Source organism: Ruegeria sp. AB11, assembly GCF_056536325.1.
Genome location: NZ_JBQFJO010000001.1, coordinates 22,452 through 43,870, shown reverse-complemented (window position 1 = coordinate 43,870; position 21,419 = coordinate 22,452). Strand labels below are relative to the sequence as shown.

Below are 21,419 nucleotides of genomic sequence, written 5' to 3'. Positions count from 1 at the left end.
CAAATGTAGAGATATGGACAAGACCGTGAAAACCCTTTCAGACGCCGAGGCCACCTTTCAGATACTCGAGGAAATGATTGTTCTGACCGAGTTGAAGCCGGGTGTAATGTATTCGGAAAAGGAACTTGCCGAGGTTGTTGGATTTGGCCGAACACCCGTTCGCGAGGCTTTGCAGCGCCTCGAAATCGAAGGGCTGGTGGCCATAAAGCAGCGCCGAGGCATTCAGATCACGGAAGTCGATGCAGATGTGCAATTGCGTCTGCTGGAAATTCGGCGACCACTCCAGAATTTTGCCGCAGAATATGCGGCTATCCGTGGCACAGACGAAGACCGGCGCATCATGCAGACATTCGGCGAAGAGTTGCTCGAGGCCAGCAAGGCCCCACCGGCATCACGCTCCCAGGCTCTGTCGGCAGTAAGAACTGCCCATGACCTTGTGGTCAACGCATGCCACAACGAATTTGCCCAAAAAACCATGCGTATTGTCCAGGGCTTGTCGCGCCGTTTCTGGATATTTCACATGAAGCGCGAGGATTTTAACATCGCCGCCGAATTGCACGCGCGGCTATTGCTCGACGTGGCAAATGGCGAGGCCGTGGCCGCTGTCGCCGCTTCAAATGCGCTGGTTGATTATCTCGAGGCTTTCGCACGAGAAAGCAAAGACTGGAAATGACCGGCCTTTCTTTCTGCGCAGTGATCCGACGACTGTGGTCAAAGCACCAAACCTCGTTCGACACGGACTAAACGCTCGGAGGTTTCACAGCCGGAAGCATTCGTTCAGGTTTCAGAAGTCCTGCGCCCGTATCCAGTCTCGGAAGATTTCTGCGGCTGCCGAAATGTTTCCCTTTGTCGGCAGCGAGATACAGTAAGAGAAGTTTGTCAGCTCAAGTTCCGAGATCCAGACGAGATGACCGCTTTCGATCTCTGGTTCTGCAAACGCATCCTGCATCCCCAATCCATTTCCAGCAATGACCGCCTGAAGGCGGCTGTTGGCGTCCGGTAGGGACAGGGAGTTCTTTCTCGGTGCGAACGTCAGGCCCGCGAGATCATGCCAGTCCCGCCAGGCTGCCATGCCGGATGCATCCGGTAAGAGCGGGATTTCCCGAACGGCGGTCTCTAGCCCGAGTGCTTCGACCCGGGCTGCGGTTTCCGGGCTGGCCAAAGGTCGGGTGTTGGAGTTGAACAGAACCTCAACGTCCATGTCCTCGACCGAGGGGTCGCACCAGAAGATCGACAGATCGAGGGCGGGGTTTTGCAGATCGGCCTTCGTATTGATCGGCTCAACCTGAAGCGAAATATCAGGGTTGGCGCGGGTGAAGTTGGACAGCCTTGGGCCGAGCCACCGGGAGATGAACCAGCTATGGGCCCCTACGCAAAGTGGTTGTTCAGCGGTGGTCTTGATCTCTCGTATTACGGCTTCGATCCGCCCCAGGTGATGCCCCGCTGCCTCGCGCAGACGTTCGCCTTCCACTGTCAGGCGGATATGGGTGTGGCGGCGCTCGAACAGGCGCACGCCCAATTCGTCCTCAAGCTTCGCGATCTGATAGCTCACCGCGCCCTTGGACATGTTCAAGGCTTCGCCCGCCGCTGTGAAGCTCATTTGCTCGGAAACGGTACGGAAGACGTTGAGGCTGTCAAAGGATCGAAATCGCATAGTTCTGTTTAATTGAGCTGAACACAGAGATCAAGAAATTGGGTTTGCCGCAGGATGGTTTGGGCATCTAGTCTCACTGCAGGGAGAGACATCATGACACCACGCGATCCGATAGCGCATTTGCCGACCCATGAGGTCATCAACATGCCGCCCCACATGGGCGATCAGAACCTGTGGGCAGATGACCGCGCACTGAGACACTGGGCTTCGCATATGGGCGGGGCGGGTCATACCGGGCATTTCACGCATGTCGGCCATCTGACCGGGCTGGACGAGACCTTCCAGAAAGCCAATCAGGCCAATCGTCATGGGCCCGAACTGCAGGCCTTTGACCGCTACGGCATGCGCATCAACGCAGTCGCGTTTCACCCGGCCTACCACGACCTGATGGACCTGGCGATTTCCAACCAGGTCCACAATTTCGCGTGGCATCATGAGGGCAATGCCGGTCATCTGGGCCAGTCGGTTCTGACCTATATGTTCAGCCAACCCGAAGGCGGCGTGATGTGCCCGATGGCGATGGCCTATTCCGTCGTGCCGTCCCTGCGCATGGCGCCCGCAGTTGCAGAGGAATGGATGCCGCGCATCCTGTCCACCGAGTATGACCGGCGCGACATCCCCGCGAACGAAAAAACCGGCGCAATGATCGGAATGTTCATGACCGAGAAACAGGGCGGATCGGATGTGCGGGCCAATTCAACCGTAGCTGTGCCGGAAGGTGACGGCTACCTGCTGACCGGGCACAAATTCTTCTGCTCGGCCCCCATGTGTGACGCGTTTCTGGTGCTGGCCAATACCGAGGGTATGGGAATTTCCTGCTTCCTCGTGCCCCGCTGGCGGCCCGATGGCACCCGTAACAACCTGTTTATTCAGCGAATGAAGGACAAGCTGGGCAACAAATCCAACGCGTCGACCGAAATGGAGTTTCAGGACACCTACGGTGTGATGGTGGGCGACGAAGGCCGCGGCATTCGCACGATCATTGAGATGGTCACGGGCAACCGGCTTTACTGTGCCATGTCCTCGGCGGGGATCATGCGGCAGGCTTTGGTGCAGGCGCTGCATCACACGTCGCACCGCTCGGCCTTCCAGAAACGGTTGATCCAGCAGCCGCTTATGCAGAATGTTCTGGCCGATATGGCGGTCGAGGTTGAGGCGGCATTGGCCCTTGGGTTGCGGATTGCGCGCGCCATGGATCAGCTGGATGATCCGGCTGAGGCAGCTCTGGCACGCATCGGCACGGCGGTGGCGAAATACTGGATTACCAAACGCTGCCCGAGCCTCGTGGCTGAGGCGCTCGAATGCCATGGCGGTCCGGGCTATGTCGAGGAAAGCATCATGCCCCGGCTCTACCGCGAAGCGCCGCTGAACTCGATCTGGGAAGGGTCCGGCAATGTCATGGGGCTGGACGTGCTGCGCGCAATTGGGCGTGAACCCGAGGCGATCCCGGCCTTCATGGCCGAGGTTGAAAAGGCGCGTGGCAATCATCCCAATCTGGACCGCGCCATTGACGATCTGCGGGACGAACTGGCGGATCTGGACGGGCTGGAAACCCGCATGCGCATGGTGACCGAGATGATGGCGCTGGCCTTGCAAGGGGCGCTGCTGACCTGCCACGGAGACAGCGCCGTTGCCGATGCTTTCTGCGCCTCGCGTCTCGCCCCACGCTATCGCGGCGCATTCGGGACCCTGCCCAAGGGGCTCGACCTCGACGCCATCATCAGCCGCGCCCTGCCGGGTTAAAAGGCAAACATCCAGACAGGAGGCGAGACATGAGAATTGCACTTTTTGGCGCGACTGGTGCGGTTGGCGGCCATTTTCTGAACAAGGCGCTTGCCGCCGATCATGAGGTCACAGCCCTGGTTAGAACGCCCGAAAAACTCAGAGAATATACAAGTCTCTCTGCGCTCAAGGGCGACGTCACAAGCCCTAGCGATGTCGCGAAACTTATTAGCGGCGCCGATGTCGTTGTCAGTTGCCTTGGCAATGTCAAAGGTGTGTTGATCATGGAAAAAGCGGCCGAGGCAATTCTGCAAGCCGCCGCTGAACAATCAAACGCACCAAAATGTCAGTTTGTCAGCAGCATCGGGTGTGGCGGTACGTCTTGGGTCGTCAAACAGATGCTGCAAATGATCGGTGGTCGTTCGAGTTTCGCGGATTATGAACGTGCGGATGCCCGCATATCGCGTGAGGAAGAAGTCCCATATGTGTTGGTCCGGCCAGCCGCCCTGAAGGAAAAACCCGGAAACGGGAAATACCGTGCTTTTCGTGGCGATGGCACATTCGCACGGCCCATTACGAAAGAAGATGTAGCCGCGTTTCTGCTCGATGCCATCTCAAGCAATCGGTGGGATGGCCAACGTGGTATTCAATTGGCGGGGGTGAAGTAGCTGTCATTCAGTCGGCATCGACCTCGCCCGTCTTTCAAAATTGCCAATTATAGCCCGCTTTTGCCCGGCTGACCCACGAACACCAACAACAAAAGGAGCCATGGATATGGCCGGAATGGTATTGCCCATAATCTCAAGTGCTGTGCGCTCACCTTGGTTCAAGGCGACGCGCGACCTGACCACTGCTTACGGCGACCACGAAGGGCGGCTGACGCCCGTAACATTTGAGCGACCCATCGTCGAAGAGTACCGGGTGTTGCGCACCAAGGCAGGTATTTTCGATGTACCTGAGGTCCCGCTGGAAATTCGGGGGCCGGATGCGGCGGCGTTCCTTGACTATGTGTTCACGCGGCCTGTCAGCACCATGGCCGTTGACCGGGGCCGTTATGGCCTGATGTGCCACGATGGAGGCGGCATTGCCTGTGATGGCGTGGTGTTCCGGCTGGCGGAAGACTGGTTCTGGTATGTCCATGCGGACCGCGACGTGTTCACATGGCTTCAGGCCTTGAAATCCGGCCACGATGTGGACATCCGCGATCCGGGCGCATGGGCGATCCAGATCCAGGGGCCGACCAGCCTTGAGATACTGGATGCCTGCGTTGATGGCGGGGCTCCGGACGGGTTCAAATACTACCACGCGCGGCAGGTCACCATGGGCGGTCAGCCGGTTCTGATCAGCCGGACGGGATGGACCGCCGAGCTGGGCTTTGAGGTCTACAACATGGACCCAAATGTCGATGGCATGGCGCTTTGGTCCCACCTGATGGCGGCAGGCAAGCCATATGGGATGGAGATCCTGTCTACCTACGCCATGAATCCGCGCCGGATCGAGGCGGGGATCATGAATTACGGCACCGACATGGGATGGGACACAACGCCGTTTGATCTGGGGTTGGGGGGCTTTGTCGATTTCGACCATGATTTCGTGGGACGGGACGCTTTGCAGACCGCCGATCGTGCTCCACGCTTTTCCGGTTTCGTGACCGAGGCGAAGGACGTCAAGTGGGGCGCGCCGGTTTTCGCAAGCGGCAAGACCGTTGGCCGTGTAAAGGCGTTCGAGCCCTCGCCGACCCTTGGCACCGGGATCGGCTACGTCCTCTTTGACACGCCCGAAGCTATGGCGGCCGACGCTCTTACAGTGCGAGACAGAAGCGGAAATGAGCATCCTTTGGCTCTGCATAGCTTGCCATTCTTCGATCCTGAAAAACGGGTTCCCCGGGGTCTTGAGGAGATGGAGTTCACCGGATGAATGACCTCTCTACCAAGCGCCGCCGCGAAAACCTCAAGCGCCTTCTGAAGCCGCGCCACATCGCCTTTGTGGGCGGCAAGGCGGTCGAAGACTGTATCAACGCCACCCGCAAATCCGGCTTTGCCGGGGACATCTGGGTCGTGCATCCGAAATACGATGAACTGGCAGGCATCCCATGCGTTCCAAGCCTTGCCGATCTGCCCGAACCCCCGGATGCCGCCCTGATTGCCGTATCGCGGGAACGCACAATAGACGTCGTTGCGGATTTGTCCGCAATGGGTGCGGGTGGGGCGGTGTCCATTGTCGGCGAGTTTGCCGAAACGGGAGAGGACGGGGCCGCGTTACAGGCCCGGCTGATCGAGGCGGCCGGAGACCTCGCGCTTGTCGGCCCGAATTGCCTTGGGCTGATGAACATGTTCGATCGCGCAGCTGTCTGGGGCGGCGACAACGTGTTCGAACCAGTCAATGGTGACGGCGTCGCGCTGATCAGCCAGTCGGGCTATGTCGCCTATTCGATCACCAATGTCGAAGAGGCTTTGCCGCTGGGCTACGCCATCAGCATGGGCAATCAGGCGGTGCTGAACGTCGCCGATTTCATCGAAGCCCTGCTGGATGATCCTCGGGTCCGGGCCATCGGCCTCTATCTGGAAGGTATCGTCGATGTCGCAGCTCTGAGCCGTGCCGCCTTGCGCGCTATCGACAAGGGCATTCCGGTCGTGGCGCTGAAGGCAGGCGGGACGGAGGAGAGTTCCGAGCTGACCCGCAGCCATTCGGGCACGCTTGCGGTTGCAAACGAGCTGTGGAGTACGCTTTTTCGCCGCCTCGGTATCGTTGAGGCCGCCTCTCCCAAGGCCCTGATCGAGACGCTAAAGCTATTGGGGTCCGGCAAGCCTCTGACCGGCAACCGCGTGGTTGCCGCGGCAAATTCAGGCGGCTACGCCGCGATGATCGGCGAAAAGGGCCGCGCCGCAGGGCTGAAGTTTCCCGCGCCTGACGACGCAGCGCAGCAAGCCCTGCGCCATGATGTGCCCGATCTGGTGTCGCTCCTGAATCCGCTCGACTGGAACCTGCCCTGGGCCAGCATGGCGCGGTCCGAGACCTCGGATGTCGGCCTTGGGCATCTAGTGACCGATGAGGTCGACCTCTTGGTCTATTTCATAGACTGGCCGCGCCAGAAGGACGTCGCGAACGTTTGGTGGCCAACGCTCGAAGGCCTGACCCGGCTGAACGCGCGGATCGCCCAACCGGTCTTGGTCGCCAGCGTCCTCCCCGACGGGCTGCCCCCGGATTTGCGCCGCCAACTGACCGACGCAGGCCTGATCTGTCTTCAGGGGCTGGACGACGCATTGGCGGCGATCGCGGCGGCAGGCAAATACCACAGCTTGCGCCGCTCGGTTCTGGCGGACCCTGAAAACCGGGTATTGTCTGCTCCCCCACCCGAGCCCAAGTGTGTCATCCAACTTGACGAGGCAGAGGGCAAGGCAGCATTGGCAAGCTGCGGGCTGACGACCCCTATGGGCGTGACAGGGTCGAGTGAGGATGTGATTGCTCAGGCCGAGACACTCGGCTATCCGCTCGCGGTCAAGCTTCTCAGCGCCGACCTGGCCCACAAGAACCACGCGGGTGCGGTGCATCTGAACGTGGGAAGCAAACCCGCGCTGGAAGAGGCGATTGAAGCGATCAAAACGTCCGTCAGGGCCTACGATCCGGCCCTGACAACCGACTGTTTTCTGATCGAACGCATGGTGGCGTCACCCCGTGGAGAATTCATCGTCGGAGTCAGCTACAAGCCGGGATTGGGGCATGCTTTGGTCATTGGTCGCGGCGGGACGGCGGTTGAAGAGCTGAATGACTATGCCACGTTGCTGCTTCCAGCGAGTCGGGCACAAATCGAGGACGCGCTTGCCAGCCTGAGGATCAGCGGTAAGCTAAAGCTTTCCGATGCTGAGCGGACTGTGCTTGTGACGCAGATCCAGGCAATCGCTGCGTTCGCGAAAGCGCACAGAAGCTGTCTGGTCGAGCTCGACGTGAATCCGATCATCCTTGACACTGAGGGGCGTGCAACTGCTGTGGACGCGTTGCTCCGGCTTACCCGAGGGTAATCACTCAGTTTCACTAAGCCGACTTGGCGTGTGCGCAGCTCATGCCCACTGCGACCCGCATCCTGTGAATTCGGCGTCTGATACGCGCTGCGGTTAGCATGAATGACCGGTCCTTCCGCTGCCCGGCGGCATCGAATTTGACGCGCATGCAGCATTTCAGGTGTTGCGTGCGCACGCAGCAGGAGAACTGATTTCACAGGATGGGCTCATCGCAGGCGTTCTCTGCACGTAGGATCAATGACAGCTATCTGAGGGGTTGAAATGATGGTTCGTTTGGTCCGCAGATAGGGCTCGCGCTCAACCAGAGATCGCTTCAGATAACACCCGTTCAGCGATGTTTGCAGTTTGTTATCGAAGTATCAAACATCAACGGTATCCAAATCTGGCGCTCGTTACAGTAGGGAATGCTTGGCAATCAGGGTCGAGTGGAAACTGAACTCGACCGATGTAATCGACGTTCTGACGGATCTGTTCATACTTCGCGGCGCGCCGAGTTTCATACGTTCTGACAATGGGCCGGAATTTGTCGCCCAGGCTGTCCGAGACTGGATTGCTGCCGTCGACGCCAAGACGGCTTACATCGAACCCGGCAGCCCATGGGAGAACGGATATTGTGAAAGCTTCAATGGCCGGTTCAGGGACGAGCTACTCAACGGCGAAATCTTCTACAGCTTGCGCGAAGCACAAATCCTGATCGAACAATGGAGAAAACACTACAACACAAAACGACCCCACAGTGCTCTGGGTTACCGCCCGCCAGCGCCCGAAACCATCATCCCGATGGATCACAGGCCGATGATGCACTAACAATCAACTTGGACCAGTCAGTTGAGGCTGCTCACGATCATCGGGATAGGACGTCGCGAAGGGCTGCTTGGAACCCATCACGATTTCATGCGACTAACTCGTTAGCGTCGCTTTCCATTGCGGCGCTTCCACCGCTTCAATCGTCAGCTCAATACAAAGCTGACGCACGGCTTCAAAGGCAAAAGTCGCCGGACGATCACTTAATTCTCCAATAAAGAGCGTGCGATTGAGTTTTGGCTTGATAATCGGACGCGTCGTCAATGTGCCCGCGTCAATGTGTTCTTTCAGGATAAACTCGGTACCCACGATGCAACCGATGCCAGACAGAAGGGATCCGCTGATTGCGGAGATCGAGTTTATTTGGAACTGCGCGTTCTCTTCGATCCGCCTGAGTAGGGAAGGGTCGTCCATCACAGCTCGGGTGTACAGGCCTTGGCGAAGAATTATCAACGGTAAGTCCAGCAGTGCCTCAAAACTGATTGCATCGGTTCCACCGATAACATCTGGCCGACCCACCAGAACCAACTCCTCTTCCAAGACCGGTTGGAACCTGAAACGCGCGTCAGGAAGTTGGTTGTAGGTTAGGGTCAAATCGACCTCCGAAGACGCAAGCTGTTGGGCGGTAGACCCGGAAAAGATCTCAGAAAGATGCAGGCGTAGGTTCGGATAGTCTTGTGAAACACGCTGTACCAGGGGCACGCCAATAGCTTTGACAGCCGAATGCGCAAAGCCAACCGAAATCTCACCCGCGACCTCATTCTCAGTTTCTCGGATATCGGTGCTGGCGGCTTGCATGGATCGCAGGATCGCACGCGCGTGTTCATATAATCGAGCACCAGATGCTGTCGGCCGCACGCCCCTTGGCAATCTCTCAAATAGCTGCGTACCAAGTTCGGCTTCGAGATTGGACAGATGCCTGCTTAATGCAGACACAGCGACCCTTTCCCGATCAGCAGCACGAGCCAACGCGCCTTCCTCAAAGATCGCAGCAAAGTATCGGAGTTGCCTGCTGTCCATGCTTTCTCAATATCAGAAAGCAGCCTTATTAACATTGAAATATTGCAAAGCATTCCGATCGGGTAGCTTTGGTTAACGCAAGTCCAACCGGAGCATACATGGTGTCAGACGATTTCAGGCCTTTGCGGGGCATCCGCGTCGTTGAAATGACCCACATGATTATGGGGCCAAGTTGCGGCCAGATCCTTGCCTATCTTGGTGCTGACGTGATCAAGGTTGAGCCCCCTGCGGGGGACAAAACCCGGCACCTGACCGGAATGGGGCGGGGGTTCTTCCCAAGTTTCAATCGCGGCAAGCGTTCAATTACCTTAGATTTAAAGTCCGAGGCCGGAACGTCGGCGCTGGATCAGCTTCTGGCAACCGCCGATATTTTCGTTGAGAACTTCCGCGACCAGTCACTTGCCAAGATGGGATTTGCGCCCTCCGCGTTGCGAGGTAAGTACCCCAATTTGATCATCGCATCCTGCAAGGGCTTCCTGCATGGCCCCTATCAGGACCGAACGGCAATGGACGAGGTCGTTCAGATGATGACCGGAATGGCCTATATGACTGGCCCAACGGGTCGTCCCTTGCGCATTGGCTCTTCTGCAAATGACATCATGGGTGGGGTCTTCGGCGCTCTTGCAGTTCTCGGCGCGTTGTTGGAGCGGCAAGAATCCGGAGAGGGTCGGACGATACGCATTGGCCTGTTCGAGAATTGCCTGATGCTTGTCATGCAACACATGGTGCAATTCGATCTGGACGGACACGAACCGGCCCCTATGCCCGAGCGGGAATTTTCCTGGCCGGTCTACGACATCTTCGACACGCGGGACAATCGTCAGATCTTTGTGGGTGCTGTCACTGAGGGCCATTGGCAAATATTGTGCAAAGCAATCAGCTTAGAGCATTTGCTGGAGGATAACCGGCTTCAGACAAAGATGGGCCAGATCGAAGCGCGGAACTGGACACTTCCCCTTTTTGCAGAAGCAATCGGCAAACGCGATTTTCCTGAACTGATCGAGATTTTTGAAGCTTCGGGCATTCCCTTTTCGCCTATCAATCGTCCCGCCGATATGTATCAGGATCCACATGTCCTGCGCCCCGGCGGTCTGCAACTCTCACACGACGCTGGTGGGCAGGTGTTCCGGGCTCCGGGTTTGCCCATCGAAGTTGATGGCGGGATTCCACATCCGGTTTCACTCGATGTCGCAGATGTCGGCGATGACACTGACACCGTGCTTTCAGAGCTTGGCCTGTCACCTTCGGAAATATCGGCTGCAAGTGGCGCGGCGGATAGGAATTCAACGTGACTCGCCTGTCAGAAATATACCCACCCGACAGGGTCGTATTGCGGGAAGTCGGATTGCGCGACGGTCTGCAGATGGTCCAACGATATCCCTCAACGGCAGCGAAGGCCGAATGGTTGCGCCGTGAAAGTGCCGCGGGTGTTCGGCACTTTGAGATTGGCTCTTTCCTTCCGGCAAAAGCTATGCCGCAATTCGCTGATGTTCGGGACATCAGCGACATTTGCCGCAGCCTTAACGTCCATTCGGCAGCGCTTGCCTTGAATGATCGCGGCGCGACGGACGCGGTTCAAACTCCGGTCGGCGAAATCGTCACAGTGGTCTCGGCGACCGAGGAACATAGCCAGGCAAACGCACGTCGTACACGTGAGGAAGCAATTGCTCTGGTTGGTAAAACCGTTGAACTGGCAAGAGGCTCAGAAACATCACCTTTGGTACAGGTCGGCATCGCCATGGCGTTCGGTTGCTCGATTGCTGGCAAAGTCGACCCGGACGATGTGGTGCGCATCGCGGCCGCATGCTCGGAGGCGGGTGTGGACATGATCGGTCTTGCAGACACAGTCGGATTTGCGGGTCCAGATCAGGTGCAGGACCTTGTTGAACGTGTGAAAAACGAACTGGGCGACGTTGCGCTGAGCATTCACCTGCACGACACAAGGGGAATGGGGATCGCCAATGCGTCTGCCGCCCTCGACGCTGGCATCCGGGTGATCGATGGCTCGCTGGCGGGGCTCGGGGGCTGCCCCTTTGCCCCAGGCGCAACAGGGAACGTGGTATTCGAGGACCTTGTATATCTCTGTGAACGCAAAGGTTTTGCAACCGGCATCGACTTGGAAAAGCTGATGTCTGTGCGAAAGGTCGCCGCGTTTGAAATGCCTGACGAACAGCTCTTCGGTGCGTTGTCACGAGCCGGAGCACCGCGTCACATCAACTGGCGCGCCCGATAAACAACAAGATGACAGAGTGGAGGAGAACATGAACATTTTCAGAACTGCCGCGGCAGCGCTACTGGCCGCAACGACCCTAAGCAGCGCGGCCTATGCCGAAGCAACCGAGATGCGCTGCAGCCACCAGTTGCCACCTGCGCACCATATCGCAAAGGTCATCGACCAATGGGCCGAAGAGATTGAGACCCTGTCGAACGGAGAAATCGACGTTCAAATCTTTGGTGCCAACAGCCTTGTAGGCGCGCGTGAGAACATTGCATCGGTGGCCAAAGGCAACATTGAATGCGCGTTCTCGATCAACCCGCAATGGGGTAAAACCCTGCCGATCATGAACGTGACACTGAAGCCTTATGCCGTCACTGATCCGGAGACGCTTGCCGCTTGGCCGGATAGCGAAGCGGCTGCGTTTCTGGATCAGAAGCTGCTTGAAAAAGGTGTGCAGAACGCGGTCTGGCTGTTCACAACACGGATGACAGCTTTGACGTCGAAGGGATCGCCGCTGGTCAATCCGGAAGATTTCGAAGGTGTGAAGATAAGGGGCCTGAACCCGGTGGCGGATGAGGGGCTTGTCGCAATGGGGGCCGCGCCTTCAGCGATGTCTGGCTCGAAAGTGTACGAAGCGCTCTCAACTGGAGTGATCGATGCGGGCATGACCGATATCGCCGCCGCCTATTCGCGCAAATATTTTGAAGTCCAGGACCACGTGACGGTGGTCCCGCTGTTTAGTGTGTTCTTCCACGGCTACCTTAACCCGGCTTGGTATGATAGTCTGACGGATGCACAGAAGGCCGCAATAGCCGAGGCGGGAGCCAAAGCGGCAGAATGGGCAGTTGCCGCGTCCGAAGAAGCATCTGCCGCTGCACCCGAGCAGCTGGCTGACAATGGCATGAAGGTGCATTTCCAGACGCCTGAGGAAGAAGCTGCCTGGAAAGAGTTAATGGTACCGGCTTTCGACAAATCGTTTGGCGATGCAACCGGTGAGGACGGCGTCAAACTGCTTGAGCTGGTCGGTCAAATTTCGAACTGACATGAAGCAGGATCATGAAATTGACACCTCTGAGGCCTTGCCGGTCTCAGGGGTGGAGCGCGCGGTGCGTCTGGTTACGCTATCTGGGGCAGGTATAGCCGCATTGCTGGTGCTCGTCGTATTCGGGGTCGTGAGCTACAGCGTCTTCATGCGCTATATCCTTGGCACACCAATCACTTTTTCCGATGAGCTCAACGGCTTTATCGTCGTGGCAATGGTTGCCCTCGGAGCGGGAGAGGTCCTTTTGCGCGGCGAACATTTCGGTGTCGACCTGCTAACTGAGCGTGCTGGTCCTCGAACTCAATGGTTGGTCGAGATTTGGGGGATGATAGGTGTGATCCTGGTCGCTGCGGCTATTCTCTACAGCGCGGTGATTATGGTGCAGTTCTCATACGATTTCGGCATCTATTCAGATGGATATCTGAGCGTCCAGATGTGGATTCCGCAAGGCTTTCTACTTATCGGCATGATCATTCTGATCCTTGCGGCGCTGGCTCGCATTTTTACGCTTCTGACGGTTCGCCGACTATGATGACGTTTTTGATTTTGGCCGGGCTGATTGTCCTCTTGCTCACCGGGATGCCAATCTTTGCCGGGCTAGGGCTGACGTCGCTGATCATAATGATGCTGACAGAAGGCAACGTGAACAGCGCGGCCGATACGGTTTTTGCCAAACTGAACAACGGCCTTTTGACGGCCATACCGATGTTTGCCTTCATGGCGCACGTGATGATCCGTGCTGGCGTGGTTAAGGATCTTTACGATGCAGCAAATGCGATAGTCGGCCATTTGCGTGGTGGTCTTGGGGTCGCCACGATCCTCTCCTGCACCATTTTCGCAGCCATTTCCGGTTCGTCTGTTGCCACGGCGCTTACTATTGGTTCGACGGCCATCCCGCAGATGAAGCGCTTCAACTACAGCTCGAGTTATTCCTACGGTGTGATTGCAGCGGGCGGTACGCTCGGGATTTTAATCCCTCCCTCTGGACCTCTTATTCTCTATGCCATCGTAACCGAGGCCTCGATCGGAGCTCTTTTCCTGGCCGGCTTGGTGCCCGGTATCATGATGGCTATCATTTTCGCGATTTGGGCGATGGTCAGCGCCGGGTTTGGGGGCGCAGTAGTTTCCCAACCATTTGCAGGCATGGGCGTCATCTGGGCACGTATGAGGCAATCGATCTGGGCCTTGTTGATGCCACCGGTGGTATTGGGCGGGATCTACCTCGGAATATTTACGGCCACTGAAGCCGCTTCTATTGGCTGCCTATATGCTCTGTTCATCAGCGTAGTGGTTTACCACAATTTTGGCCTGCACGACCTTTGGGTGACCGCGTTTGAGACAGTGCGCACAACGGCGATGCTGTTCATGATCCTCGCTGCTGCGGCGCTGTTTGGTCACGCCGTAACCATCATTCGCCTGCCCATCGAGATCGTTGAACAAGTAACGGCAATCGGTCTCAGCCCCGCCATGTTTGTCGTAGCCGTAATGCTGCTCATTCTGGTGCTGGGCATGTTCTTGGAGACCATCTCGATCATCCTGATCACGACGCCAATCGTTTTTCCTGTCATGCTGGCACTGGGGATCGACCCGATATGGTACGGCATCCTGCTAATGATCAACCTCGAACTCGCGCTGATCACACCTCCTGTCGGGATGAACCTCTTCGTTATCAAAGGTATTGCGAAAGCCCCTTTGTCGGAGGTCATTCGCGGAGCCTTGCCCTATGCTGCGCTAATGCTACTGGGCCTGATCCTCGTCTTTGCAATCCCACCTTTGTCCACGTGGCTTCCCGAGGCGGCGGGGTTCGGCGGCTAAGAAACGCGTTTTGGAAACCCCTTGGGCACTACCCTCCCACGACTCAACAGAATAGGACCCTGTGGCTAGGGCTTATTTGAGACACTAACCGTATACGTTCTGGGTCAGAAATGCTTGATGTTTGGGTCGGAATTGAATGACGCGATTCACCGATTTATTGAGGTTTTGGCCGTCGATTGAGTCAAAGATCAGTGACGTTCCACAGTAATTTCCTCGAATTTTGATGAACCACACTAGGCTGCTAAAACCTTTGTGTTTTATGGCTGTAGTCTCACTAGTGTGTTTCATTGGATTTTATCCGATTACATTACTATACTTTCATTGAGTGGTATATTTTGTGGTATTTTTCATGGCTGCGCTCAGCGGGAAGCTGACAAAGAAGCTGGTAGAGAATCTCGGCCCGGGTCGGCATGGCGACGGTTCTGGCCTGTATCTCGTTGTCGATCCCTCGGGCGCACGGCGCTGGATTGTGCGCGTAACGGTCAAAGGTCAGAAGAACCGCAAGGGTGCTCCGCTGCGCACGGATTTTGGGTTGGGTGGCGTTGATGTCGTCACTCTGAACCAAGCCCGCGAAAGAGCTCTCGAATATCGACGCATGGCAAAGTCCGGACTGAACCCTCGCTTCAACGCCCAGCGCGAAATCCCAACCTTCGAAGAGCTCAGCCGACAGGTTCACATTGACCGCCTGCCCACATGGAAGAATGCAAAGCATGGCCAGCAATGGCTTAACACCTTGCGCGACTATGCGTTCCCCAAGATCGGCCGTATGCCAGTGGACAGCATCGATCAGCCCGAAGTGCTGATGTGCTTGTCTCCCATCTGGACCGAGAAACACGAAACCGCAAAGCGACTGTCTCAGCGGATCAAGACGGTGCTTGATGTGGCGAAGTCCAAGGGCTTCCGCTCGGGCGAGAATCCGGTGATTGCGATCCGCGAAGGAAAGGTGCTGCCCACCGTCAAAGCCAAGGTCCAGCACCATGACGCGATGCCTTGGCAGGAGGTGCCAGCGTTCTATGCCGAGTTGAAGACCCGCTCAGCCATGGCCGCCAAGGCGTTGCAGTTCACCATTCTGACCGCCTGCCGAACCTCTGAAGTGCTAGAGATGAAATGGCCCGAGGTCGATGTCGATGCGCGCCTGTGGACGATACCTGCGGAGCGCATGAAGGGCGGGCAGGTCCATCGTGTTCCTCTCACCGACGGAATGTTGGCCATTCTGAAGCCGCTGCGTGCGCTGGCCTCTGACTATGTGTTCGAGGGGCAAAAGCGGCATCAGCCTTTGTCAAACATGTCCATGCTGATGCTGCTACGTCGGATGCGGCAGGATGGCGTCACCGTGCACGGTTTCCGCAGTTCGTTTCGGGATTGGGCGGCGGAAGCTGCAAACGCACCGCGCGAACTGGCAGAGGCGGCACTGGCCCATCAGGTTGGGTCTGATGTGGAGCGGGCTTATGCGCGCACGGATTTGTTGGAGCGGCGGCGAGAATTGATGTTGGGTTGGTCTTACTTTTTGCTCGATTGCGGAACAGAGATTGACGAGGAAAGATAATGTTTTCACCCGAAGGCTATACCCCAGTATCTCAGGTAGTGGATTCGCTGTTCGAAGAGATTCAAGACACCAAAAATTGGTTGAAGAACCTGGTCGAAGGTTCGTGGTCTGAAGTTGCAGATTGCGATCCAGATTTAATTGAGCATCGGGCTTTCAGGGCAAGAGTTTACTCCTTCGAAGAAGTCAAAAGGATGGCCCTAGGTGAAGTCATCCAAGAACGAAGCCTATATGCATGTCACCCGTCGGCCGGAGTGTGGAAGTTCGATTTTCCAAATTTTTTCGATAGGTTTGTAACGTATTGGCACTTGGCCAATTACGGCGAATTCTTGGGTGACTTTTTTGAGCGTGGTCTAGACTGGCCTTCCTACGTAACGCAAATTTCGAATTGCGTTGAGGATGGACAAGATCCATGGGCGGGAACATTTTGTACGCTCTCGAGAACGTCGCCCGATCTGTTTTATAATCCGCATACTTATGTCATTGACTTATCGGAGCTCCAATTGCTCCAATCGACTTTGCAATTCGAGTTTGAGCTGGAGAGCCATGGCTATCCATTCAGTGTTACCGAACTAGTACCATTCGAGGGCTGGGCATTGGCCTTTAAGGATCCAACGGAACCAGTGGAGACACTGTCGATTGCATTTAGGAAAAGGCTGCGCGAATTATCTGCGATGCAGCTTTTGGCGAGGAAGCAGTCAACGAAATTTTCGAGAACCAACCCGAAAAATGGCAGAAGTTTTTAGGAATAAAGGACGCTCAAGTCCTTTCCGGGATTAAGTCTACTGTCGCCGATGAAACCAAAGCATACAAATTTTGATTGAGTATTTGGACGATAAAGAAAAATCTGAAACAAAATCTGAGTTAAGGCAAGTTTGCCCGATCAAGCTAGGTGAGCGAGCATTTGAGAGGGTATGGGATAGGCTGCGTCAGACATATCCAGAGTTATCGCGACCCGGGCGCCGATCAAAATCTCAACGCCGTTTCGATACAGCAAATAATTCGTGACGCCTATTTAACTACTGCGGCATAATTCAAACAGATGCCATCGCAACTGATCCAAGAGGATTTCAACGATGGCAAACGTCTTCAATGACGACCGGGTCTATTTCCCAGAAGACCCTGAAATGCAATTGCTGGGAAACCGGGAAAAGCTGGCTCAATGGCGTCACCGCATGTGCGGTCCGGCCTTTATCCGCATCGGTCGGCGGATCGCCTATCATGGTGCCGATCTGAACACTTGGCTTGCGGCTCGGCGCACCGACCCCAACAACGAGGCTGCATAATGAAAAACCCCAACTCCAAGCGCGGAGATGGGGCTTTTCCAGTGACATCAACTGCCACCCTAGCAAGTCCAGTTGATGCCACAGGATGCCCCGCGCCGACAAGACAAAACGAGCGCCGGTACTACTGGTCGCCCCTGAGCCATTCGGTTGAACGGGTGATCGTGCGGAAAGGACGGATCGAGCATGGCTGATATGTGCTTTTCCGAGCCGAACAGTACGAGTCACGACAGGGGGCCAGACACTGGCCCTCTTTCCCAAACTGATTATCGGGAAACTGCTGAGAACTACAGCGGCGAACTCTTTCGCCATGATATCTACCGCGTCGCCGAATGTCGGGATGGCATCCAATGGCTGTTTCAGCGTCAGAGGCCCCAATTTCAGGCCGGGGGAGCGGCCTGGGACACGCTCGGGTACTGTGTGTCCAAATCTGGCCTAACCCGGCTCGTCCGGGCGCATATTGGCTGTGATATATATGAACTGGATTGTTTGCCCGAGCATTTCCAGCGGAGGTGTTGCGATGAGTAGGCGGCGGTCTCCCAAGGGCAAACGGTCGGATGAGGGCCAATATGTCCCTATGCCCTACGCAATGATCAAATCCCCGGCATGGCGTGCGTTGTCGGACCTGCAGTGAAGCTCTGGCTGGAGCTTCACACCCGCTTCAATGGCAGCAACAACGGCAAGGTGTTTTTGTCGATGAACGAAGCGGCAGAGATACTGGGATTAGGCAAGGCCACGGTTCAGCGGGCTTTCGAGGATCTGCAGGACAAAGGCTTCCTTGTGCTGGAGCGGGAAGGCAACTGGTATCACCGTCGTGCCCACGAATGGCGGTTGACGACCAAGGCGACGCAGACCCGGTCCGGCATGAAAACCGCCACCAACGACTGGCGGTTCCGGCAGCCCCAAAAAACAAAACGCGGTTCTGAGACGGACCCGTCAGCATCCTCAGTGGTTCCGTTTGAAAACCCAAAGACCTCCCATGGTTCCAAATCAGAACCCGTCAGGCCGATTTCGCGTCGGTCCTTCGGTTCTGAAACGGAACACTAATACTAACCACTCCCTGTTACGCGAGGCGGGCATGAGCAAGACACAGAATGACAGTGGCAACGATCTGCAGACAAAGAACTCCGAACTTACTGAGGCAGAAGTCAATGCGATTGCTGACCTAAGGGCACGAAAGAGATCACGTGTCCGAGCGCCGGATATCAAGCTGGACCTCGAGGAGGAAACGCGAAGGCTCACAGTCGGCCACAAAGAGAAAGACCCAAACGCAGCCTGTGCTTTGGCAATGCATGAGCTAGGCACAGCAGACTACCGGTTCTTCGAAGGCGTCATGGATCAAGTCGCAACCCTCGGGAAACAGGATAGCTCTGTTTCCGAGACCGCATCGAACTTCGTGATGTCGGTTGTTGCCGGGGTTGGGCCGCAAGACGAGATCGAAGCCATGCTTGCGATCCAAATGGGTGCAATTCATCAGGCGACGATGACGATGGCGCGTAGGCTCAATCACGTAAAATCTCTTCCACAGCAAGATTCAGCGGAGCGGGCGCTCAACAAACTTGCGCGGACTTTCACGAGCCAGGTTGAAACCCTGAAACGGTATCGCTCCAAGGCAGATCAGACCGTCCGCGTCGAACGCGTCGAGGTCAAAGAAGGTGGTAGGCCATTGTCGGCAACGTTCAAAACGGGGGCGGTCCAATGATAAAAGTGACGACAACCTCATGGACCCCACCGAACGGCTCAGGAATGCGCCCAGATGCACCGCCACGGCGAAGTCTACCGGCCAACGCTGCAACGCGCCTGCAGTTCAAGGTTGGAGTGTGTGCCGCATGCATGGGGCTAGAGGTGGGCATGCTGCGGGATCAAGCCATCCGTCTTGGAAGCATGGGGGGCGGTCGAGAGAAACCGAGGAAATGCGCAAGACGATCAATGAACTTATCCGCGCCAATAGGGAATTGCAGAAAGTGGTCCTCTGACACGGCACCGATCCGCATCAGGCAAAGGAGTCGTTCGAGCAAAGTGTTTGGATGGCCGCTTCGAGCCCAAAGCGGGCTGTCCCGTAGATCATCCGAACTACTGCTTACGCAAATACATCATTTTTTGAAATGTTATTTATATATATTCATTATTTTTTTTATTGATTGTGGGCCGTCATATCTGTCTCAGCCGGACCAAATCGGTTCGCACGAAACAACACATCGGAGACAGATCATGAAAATCATCGTCGTAGGTTCAACCGGAACACTTGGCACCGCCGTCACCGATGATCTCGAGAAAGATCATGAGGTCGTGAAAGTGGGCTTCTCGGAAGGCGACGTTCAGGTGGACATCGCCGATATCGCATCGATCAGGGCGATGTTCGAACAGATTGGCCCGTTCGACGCTTTGGTTTCAGCCACCGGCGCAGTTCATTTCGGCCCGCTAGGAGATATCACGCAGGATGAATGGCAGCTTGGGCTCAACAACAAGCTCATGGGCCAAATCAACCCGGTGATGGAGGGCGCTAAACACATCAGTGATGGTGGGTCATTCACCCTCACCGCAGGTATCATCAGCAAGGATCCGATCCGTTATGGCGCAGCGGCCACGACTGTGTGCAGTGCGCTGGAAGGATTTGCAGCTTCGGCGGCGTTGGAGTTGCCGCGCGGCATTCGCGTCAACGTCGTAAGCCCAACAATCCTCGAAGAATCGGTCCATCTATTCGGTGCCGCCTTCGCCGGTTTCGAACCTGTTCCCGCAGCCGTTGCGGCCAAAGCATTCCGCAAAAGCGTGGAAGGCGCAAAGAACGGTGAAACCCTTTATGTGCAAGGACGGACCTGAGGTCTGGTCATGCGCATATCCCAATCGAAACCAGACTGCCAAATCCGGGCCTCTATCGGGCTCGGATCCAAACCAAATGATGGAGTATTCCCCATGCATTTCATACCCGTCAAATACACCCAATACACCTTCTACTTCTTCATGGCGCTGCTCATGTCAGGTTTGATGTCGCTGATTGTCACAACCATCAACCTTGGCTTGGTTCCCGGGCTGCCCATACCTGAATGCCTGGATTGTTGGCTTTGTGGCGGCCCTTCCCGCGATCATGATCGTTACGCCAGCCGTAAAGAAGATCGTGGGCCAGCTTGTTTTGGAGAGCGATTAAACAACCTCACCAAGTTCAGCCGTTCACGACGGTGCCATCAGGCTCTTGAGAACGCTCCGCAGCCAAATGTTTCCTTGATCCCGGTCAACCCGTTTGTGCCAGAACATGCTGAGTATCGGACCCGGGACAGGAATTGGAGTCGGGCGCGCCACGAGCGCGCCTGACTCAACCAAAGACTTCACGTTTACCGAAGGCAGAACACCTACGAGATTGCTTTGCGACAGCACTTTCGTGGCACTCGCGAAATTGTTGATTGTCATGGCGACCTTGCGTTGCAAACCATGCTCGGCAAGGACCATATCGGTATAGCCAAGTGCGTCTCCTGAAAGCGATACCAGCAAGTGATCTGCCCCTACAAAACGCTCAAGCGTGAGCGCGCCTTTCGCAAGAACATGGTCGGGGTGCATGACGCAAACATAGTCGAGCTCAAGCAAGAACTCACTTGTGTCCATCGGCGGCATAAGATCGTTCGCGCCAATCAGGACGTCCACCGTCGCACTGGCAAGTACGCTTTCGCCATTGGCAATAGTGTACGGCACTGTTTGCACAGCGACCCCCGGCGCATCTTGTTCGAGACGCTGGCGCAGGTCAGCCCAAGCCATATCTACCATCAGGTCTGTCGCAGCGATGCGGAACACCCGATGTGATGTGGCAGGATCAAATCCTTTGGATTGATGGCGTCGTCGATCTCTTCCAATGGCTGTTGCACCTTGCCCAGAGGTTCTGGGCAAAGAGTGGGCCTGATGTTTCGGCCATCCTTGATGAAGAGATCGTCCTTCCAGATCGTGCGCATCCGCCCTACGGCATTTGAGACTGCCGGTTGGGTAATGTTCAGCCTATCCGCCGCGCGCGTAATGGAGCCCTCAGTCATTATGGCATCAAAAATTACGAGAAGACTGAGGTCTTGGCTACGCAAGGCGAACTCCCTAACTCCGATGATACTATTTGCATGTGCTAGGAAAGGCCATCACACGGCATACCACAAATCAACTCGTCCTCGTTAACAGGCAGAACGAAAGCCGACATTGCAATGGACTCTGATAACGACCGCTTAGTCTATGGTTTGTGGCTGCTGTCAGCGCGAGCTGCAGCGGCGACAAATCCGACAAGGAGGAAAGCGCGGGCTGTTTTGGAGCTATGGGGATTGTGGGCTA

The 21,419-nt window shown here is 56.2% G+C and carries 21 protein-coding genes and 2 pseudogenes; 19 read left to right on the top strand and 4 right to left on the bottom strand.

The features are described 5' to 3' along the window. Positions 1-25: 25 nt before the first annotated feature. Positions 26-673: a GntR family transcriptional regulator gene (locus ACR3EJ_RS00270; RefSeq protein ID WP_170544242.1), complete on the top strand. Its 648-nt coding sequence runs from the start codon at positions 26-28 to the stop codon at positions 671-673. 111 nt (positions 674-784) lie between these two features. Here ACR3EJ_RS00270 and ACR3EJ_RS00265 read toward each other — a convergent pair whose 3' ends face one another. Continuing rightward, positions 785-1,654 carry a LysR family transcriptional regulator gene (locus tag ACR3EJ_RS00265; RefSeq protein ID WP_170544240.1) on the bottom strand — a complete coding sequence of 290 codons (870 nt, stop codon included), beginning with the start codon at positions 1,652-1,654 and terminating at the stop codon, positions 785-787. 93 nt (positions 1,655-1,747) lie between these two features. Here ACR3EJ_RS00265 and ACR3EJ_RS00260 point away from each other — a divergent pair, with 93 nt between their 5' ends. The 5 genes and pseudogenes from ACR3EJ_RS00260 to ACR3EJ_RS00240 all read left to right on the top strand — a co-directional run. Continuing rightward, positions 1,748-3,397 (top strand): acyl-CoA dehydrogenase family protein, encoded by a 1,650-nt coding sequence (locus ACR3EJ_RS00260; protein ID WP_170544238.1) that lies wholly within the window; start codon positions 1,748-1,750, stop codon positions 3,395-3,397. A gap of 29 nt (positions 3,398-3,426) precedes the next feature. After that, a complete protein-coding gene (locus ACR3EJ_RS00255) occupies positions 3,427-4,044 on the top strand; it encodes an NAD(P)H-binding protein (protein ID WP_170544236.1) in 618 nt (205 codons plus the stop codon). 106 nt (positions 4,045-4,150) lie between these two features. After that, the gene (locus ACR3EJ_RS00250) at positions 4,151-5,293 is read left to right on the top strand and encodes an aminomethyl transferase family protein (protein WP_170544234.1); all 1,143 of its coding nucleotides are present in this window, start codon (positions 4,151-4,153) and stop codon (positions 5,291-5,293) included. Beyond that, positions 5,290-7,395 (top strand): acetate--CoA ligase family protein, encoded by a 2,106-nt coding sequence (locus ACR3EJ_RS00245; RefSeq protein ID WP_170544233.1) that lies wholly within the window; start codon positions 5,290-5,292, stop codon positions 7,393-7,395. The genes ACR3EJ_RS00250 and ACR3EJ_RS00245 overlap by 4 nt, the downstream gene beginning before the upstream one ends. Positions 7,396-7,788: 393 nt before the next feature. After that, positions 7,789-8,202: pseudogene (locus ACR3EJ_RS00240) on the top strand (integrase core domain-containing protein); the annotation flags it as partial. Positions 8,203-8,295: 93 nt separating this feature from the next. Here the strand turns inward: ACR3EJ_RS00240 and ACR3EJ_RS00235 are convergent. Next, positions 8,296-9,219: a LysR family transcriptional regulator gene (locus tag ACR3EJ_RS00235; RefSeq protein ID WP_010437212.1), complete on the bottom strand. Its 924-nt coding sequence runs from the start codon at positions 9,217-9,219 to the stop codon at positions 8,296-8,298. 98 nt (positions 9,220-9,317) lie between these two features. On the opposite strand from ACR3EJ_RS00235, the gene ACR3EJ_RS00230 reads away from it, so the two are divergent. From ACR3EJ_RS00230 to ACR3EJ_RS00170, 13 genes and pseudogenes are all read left to right on the top strand, one after another. Next, a complete protein-coding gene (locus ACR3EJ_RS00230; protein ID WP_170544231.1) occupies positions 9,318-10,511 on the top strand; it encodes a CaiB/BaiF CoA transferase family protein in 1,194 nt (397 codons plus the stop codon). Beyond that, a complete protein-coding gene (locus tag ACR3EJ_RS00225; protein WP_170544230.1) occupies positions 10,508-11,452 on the top strand; it encodes a hydroxymethylglutaryl-CoA lyase in 945 nt (314 codons plus the stop codon). The genes ACR3EJ_RS00230 and ACR3EJ_RS00225 overlap by 4 nt, the downstream gene beginning before the upstream one ends. A gap of 28 nt (positions 11,453-11,480) precedes the next feature. Next, positions 11,481-12,479 (top strand): TRAP transporter substrate-binding protein DctP, encoded by a 999-nt coding sequence (gene dctP, locus ACR3EJ_RS00220; RefSeq protein WP_170544228.1) that lies wholly within the window; start codon positions 11,481-11,483, stop codon positions 12,477-12,479. A 1-nt stretch (position 12,480) separates the two neighbouring features. Beyond that, a complete protein-coding gene (locus tag ACR3EJ_RS00215; RefSeq protein ID WP_037320495.1) occupies positions 12,481-13,011 on the top strand; it encodes a TRAP transporter small permease in 531 nt (176 codons plus the stop codon). After that, on the top strand, positions 13,008-14,294 hold the full coding sequence (locus ACR3EJ_RS00210; RefSeq protein ID WP_170544226.1) for a TRAP transporter large permease: 1,287 nt from the start codon (positions 13,008-13,010) through the stop codon (positions 14,292-14,294). Before ACR3EJ_RS00215 ends, ACR3EJ_RS00210 begins: the two co-directional genes overlap by 4 nt. Positions 14,295-14,643: 349 nt before the next feature. Further along, positions 14,644-15,840, top strand: coding sequence for a site-specific integrase (locus ACR3EJ_RS00205; protein WP_170544225.1), 1,197 nt, complete (start codon positions 14,644-14,646; stop codon positions 15,838-15,840). Beyond that, complete coding sequence (locus ACR3EJ_RS00200) at positions 15,840-16,583, top strand: hypothetical protein (protein ID WP_480422417.1); 744 nt, start codon at positions 15,840-15,842, stop codon at positions 16,581-16,583. The genes ACR3EJ_RS00205 and ACR3EJ_RS00200 overlap by 1 nt, the downstream gene beginning before the upstream one ends. A 330-nt stretch (positions 16,584-16,913) precedes the next feature. Then, the gene (locus tag ACR3EJ_RS00195; RefSeq protein ID WP_170544215.1) at positions 16,914-17,123 is read left to right on the top strand and encodes a MerR family transcriptional regulator; all 210 of its coding nucleotides are present in this window, start codon (positions 16,914-16,916) and stop codon (positions 17,121-17,123) included. 627 nt (positions 17,124-17,750) lie between these two features. Continuing rightward, positions 17,751-18,167 (top strand): MarR family transcriptional regulator, encoded by a 417-nt coding sequence (locus ACR3EJ_RS00190; protein WP_480422414.1) that lies wholly within the window; start codon positions 17,751-17,753, stop codon positions 18,165-18,167. Between the two features lie 31 nt (positions 18,168-18,198). Beyond that, the gene (locus ACR3EJ_RS00185; RefSeq protein WP_480422412.1) at positions 18,199-18,822 is read left to right on the top strand and encodes a hypothetical protein; all 624 of its coding nucleotides are present in this window, start codon (positions 18,199-18,201) and stop codon (positions 18,820-18,822) included. Between the two features lie 509 nt (positions 18,823-19,331). Beyond that, positions 19,332-19,940, top strand: coding sequence for a short chain dehydrogenase (locus ACR3EJ_RS00180; RefSeq protein WP_480422410.1), 609 nt, complete (start codon positions 19,332-19,334; stop codon positions 19,938-19,940). A gap of 9 nt (positions 19,941-19,949) precedes the next feature. After that, positions 19,950-20,141 (top strand): annotated as a pseudogene (locus ACR3EJ_RS00175) (DUF2798 domain-containing protein); the annotation flags it as partial. Next, complete coding sequence (locus tag ACR3EJ_RS00170) at positions 20,116-20,265, top strand: DUF2798 domain-containing protein (protein WP_480422408.1); 150 nt, start codon at positions 20,116-20,118, stop codon at positions 20,263-20,265. The pseudogene ACR3EJ_RS00175 and the gene ACR3EJ_RS00170, both read left to right, overlap by 26 nt. A gap of 23 nt (positions 20,266-20,288) precedes the next feature. Here ACR3EJ_RS00170 and ACR3EJ_RS00165 read toward each other — a convergent pair whose 3' ends face one another. Then, positions 20,289-20,876: a LysR substrate-binding domain-containing protein gene (locus tag ACR3EJ_RS00165; RefSeq protein ID WP_480422406.1), complete on the bottom strand. Its 588-nt coding sequence runs from the start codon at positions 20,874-20,876 to the stop codon at positions 20,289-20,291. After that, a complete protein-coding gene (locus ACR3EJ_RS00160; protein WP_480422404.1) occupies positions 20,876-21,181 on the bottom strand; it encodes a LysR family transcriptional regulator in 306 nt (101 codons plus the stop codon). The genes ACR3EJ_RS00165 and ACR3EJ_RS00160 overlap by 1 nt, the downstream gene beginning before the upstream one ends. Positions 21,182-21,419 lie beyond the last annotated feature (238 nt).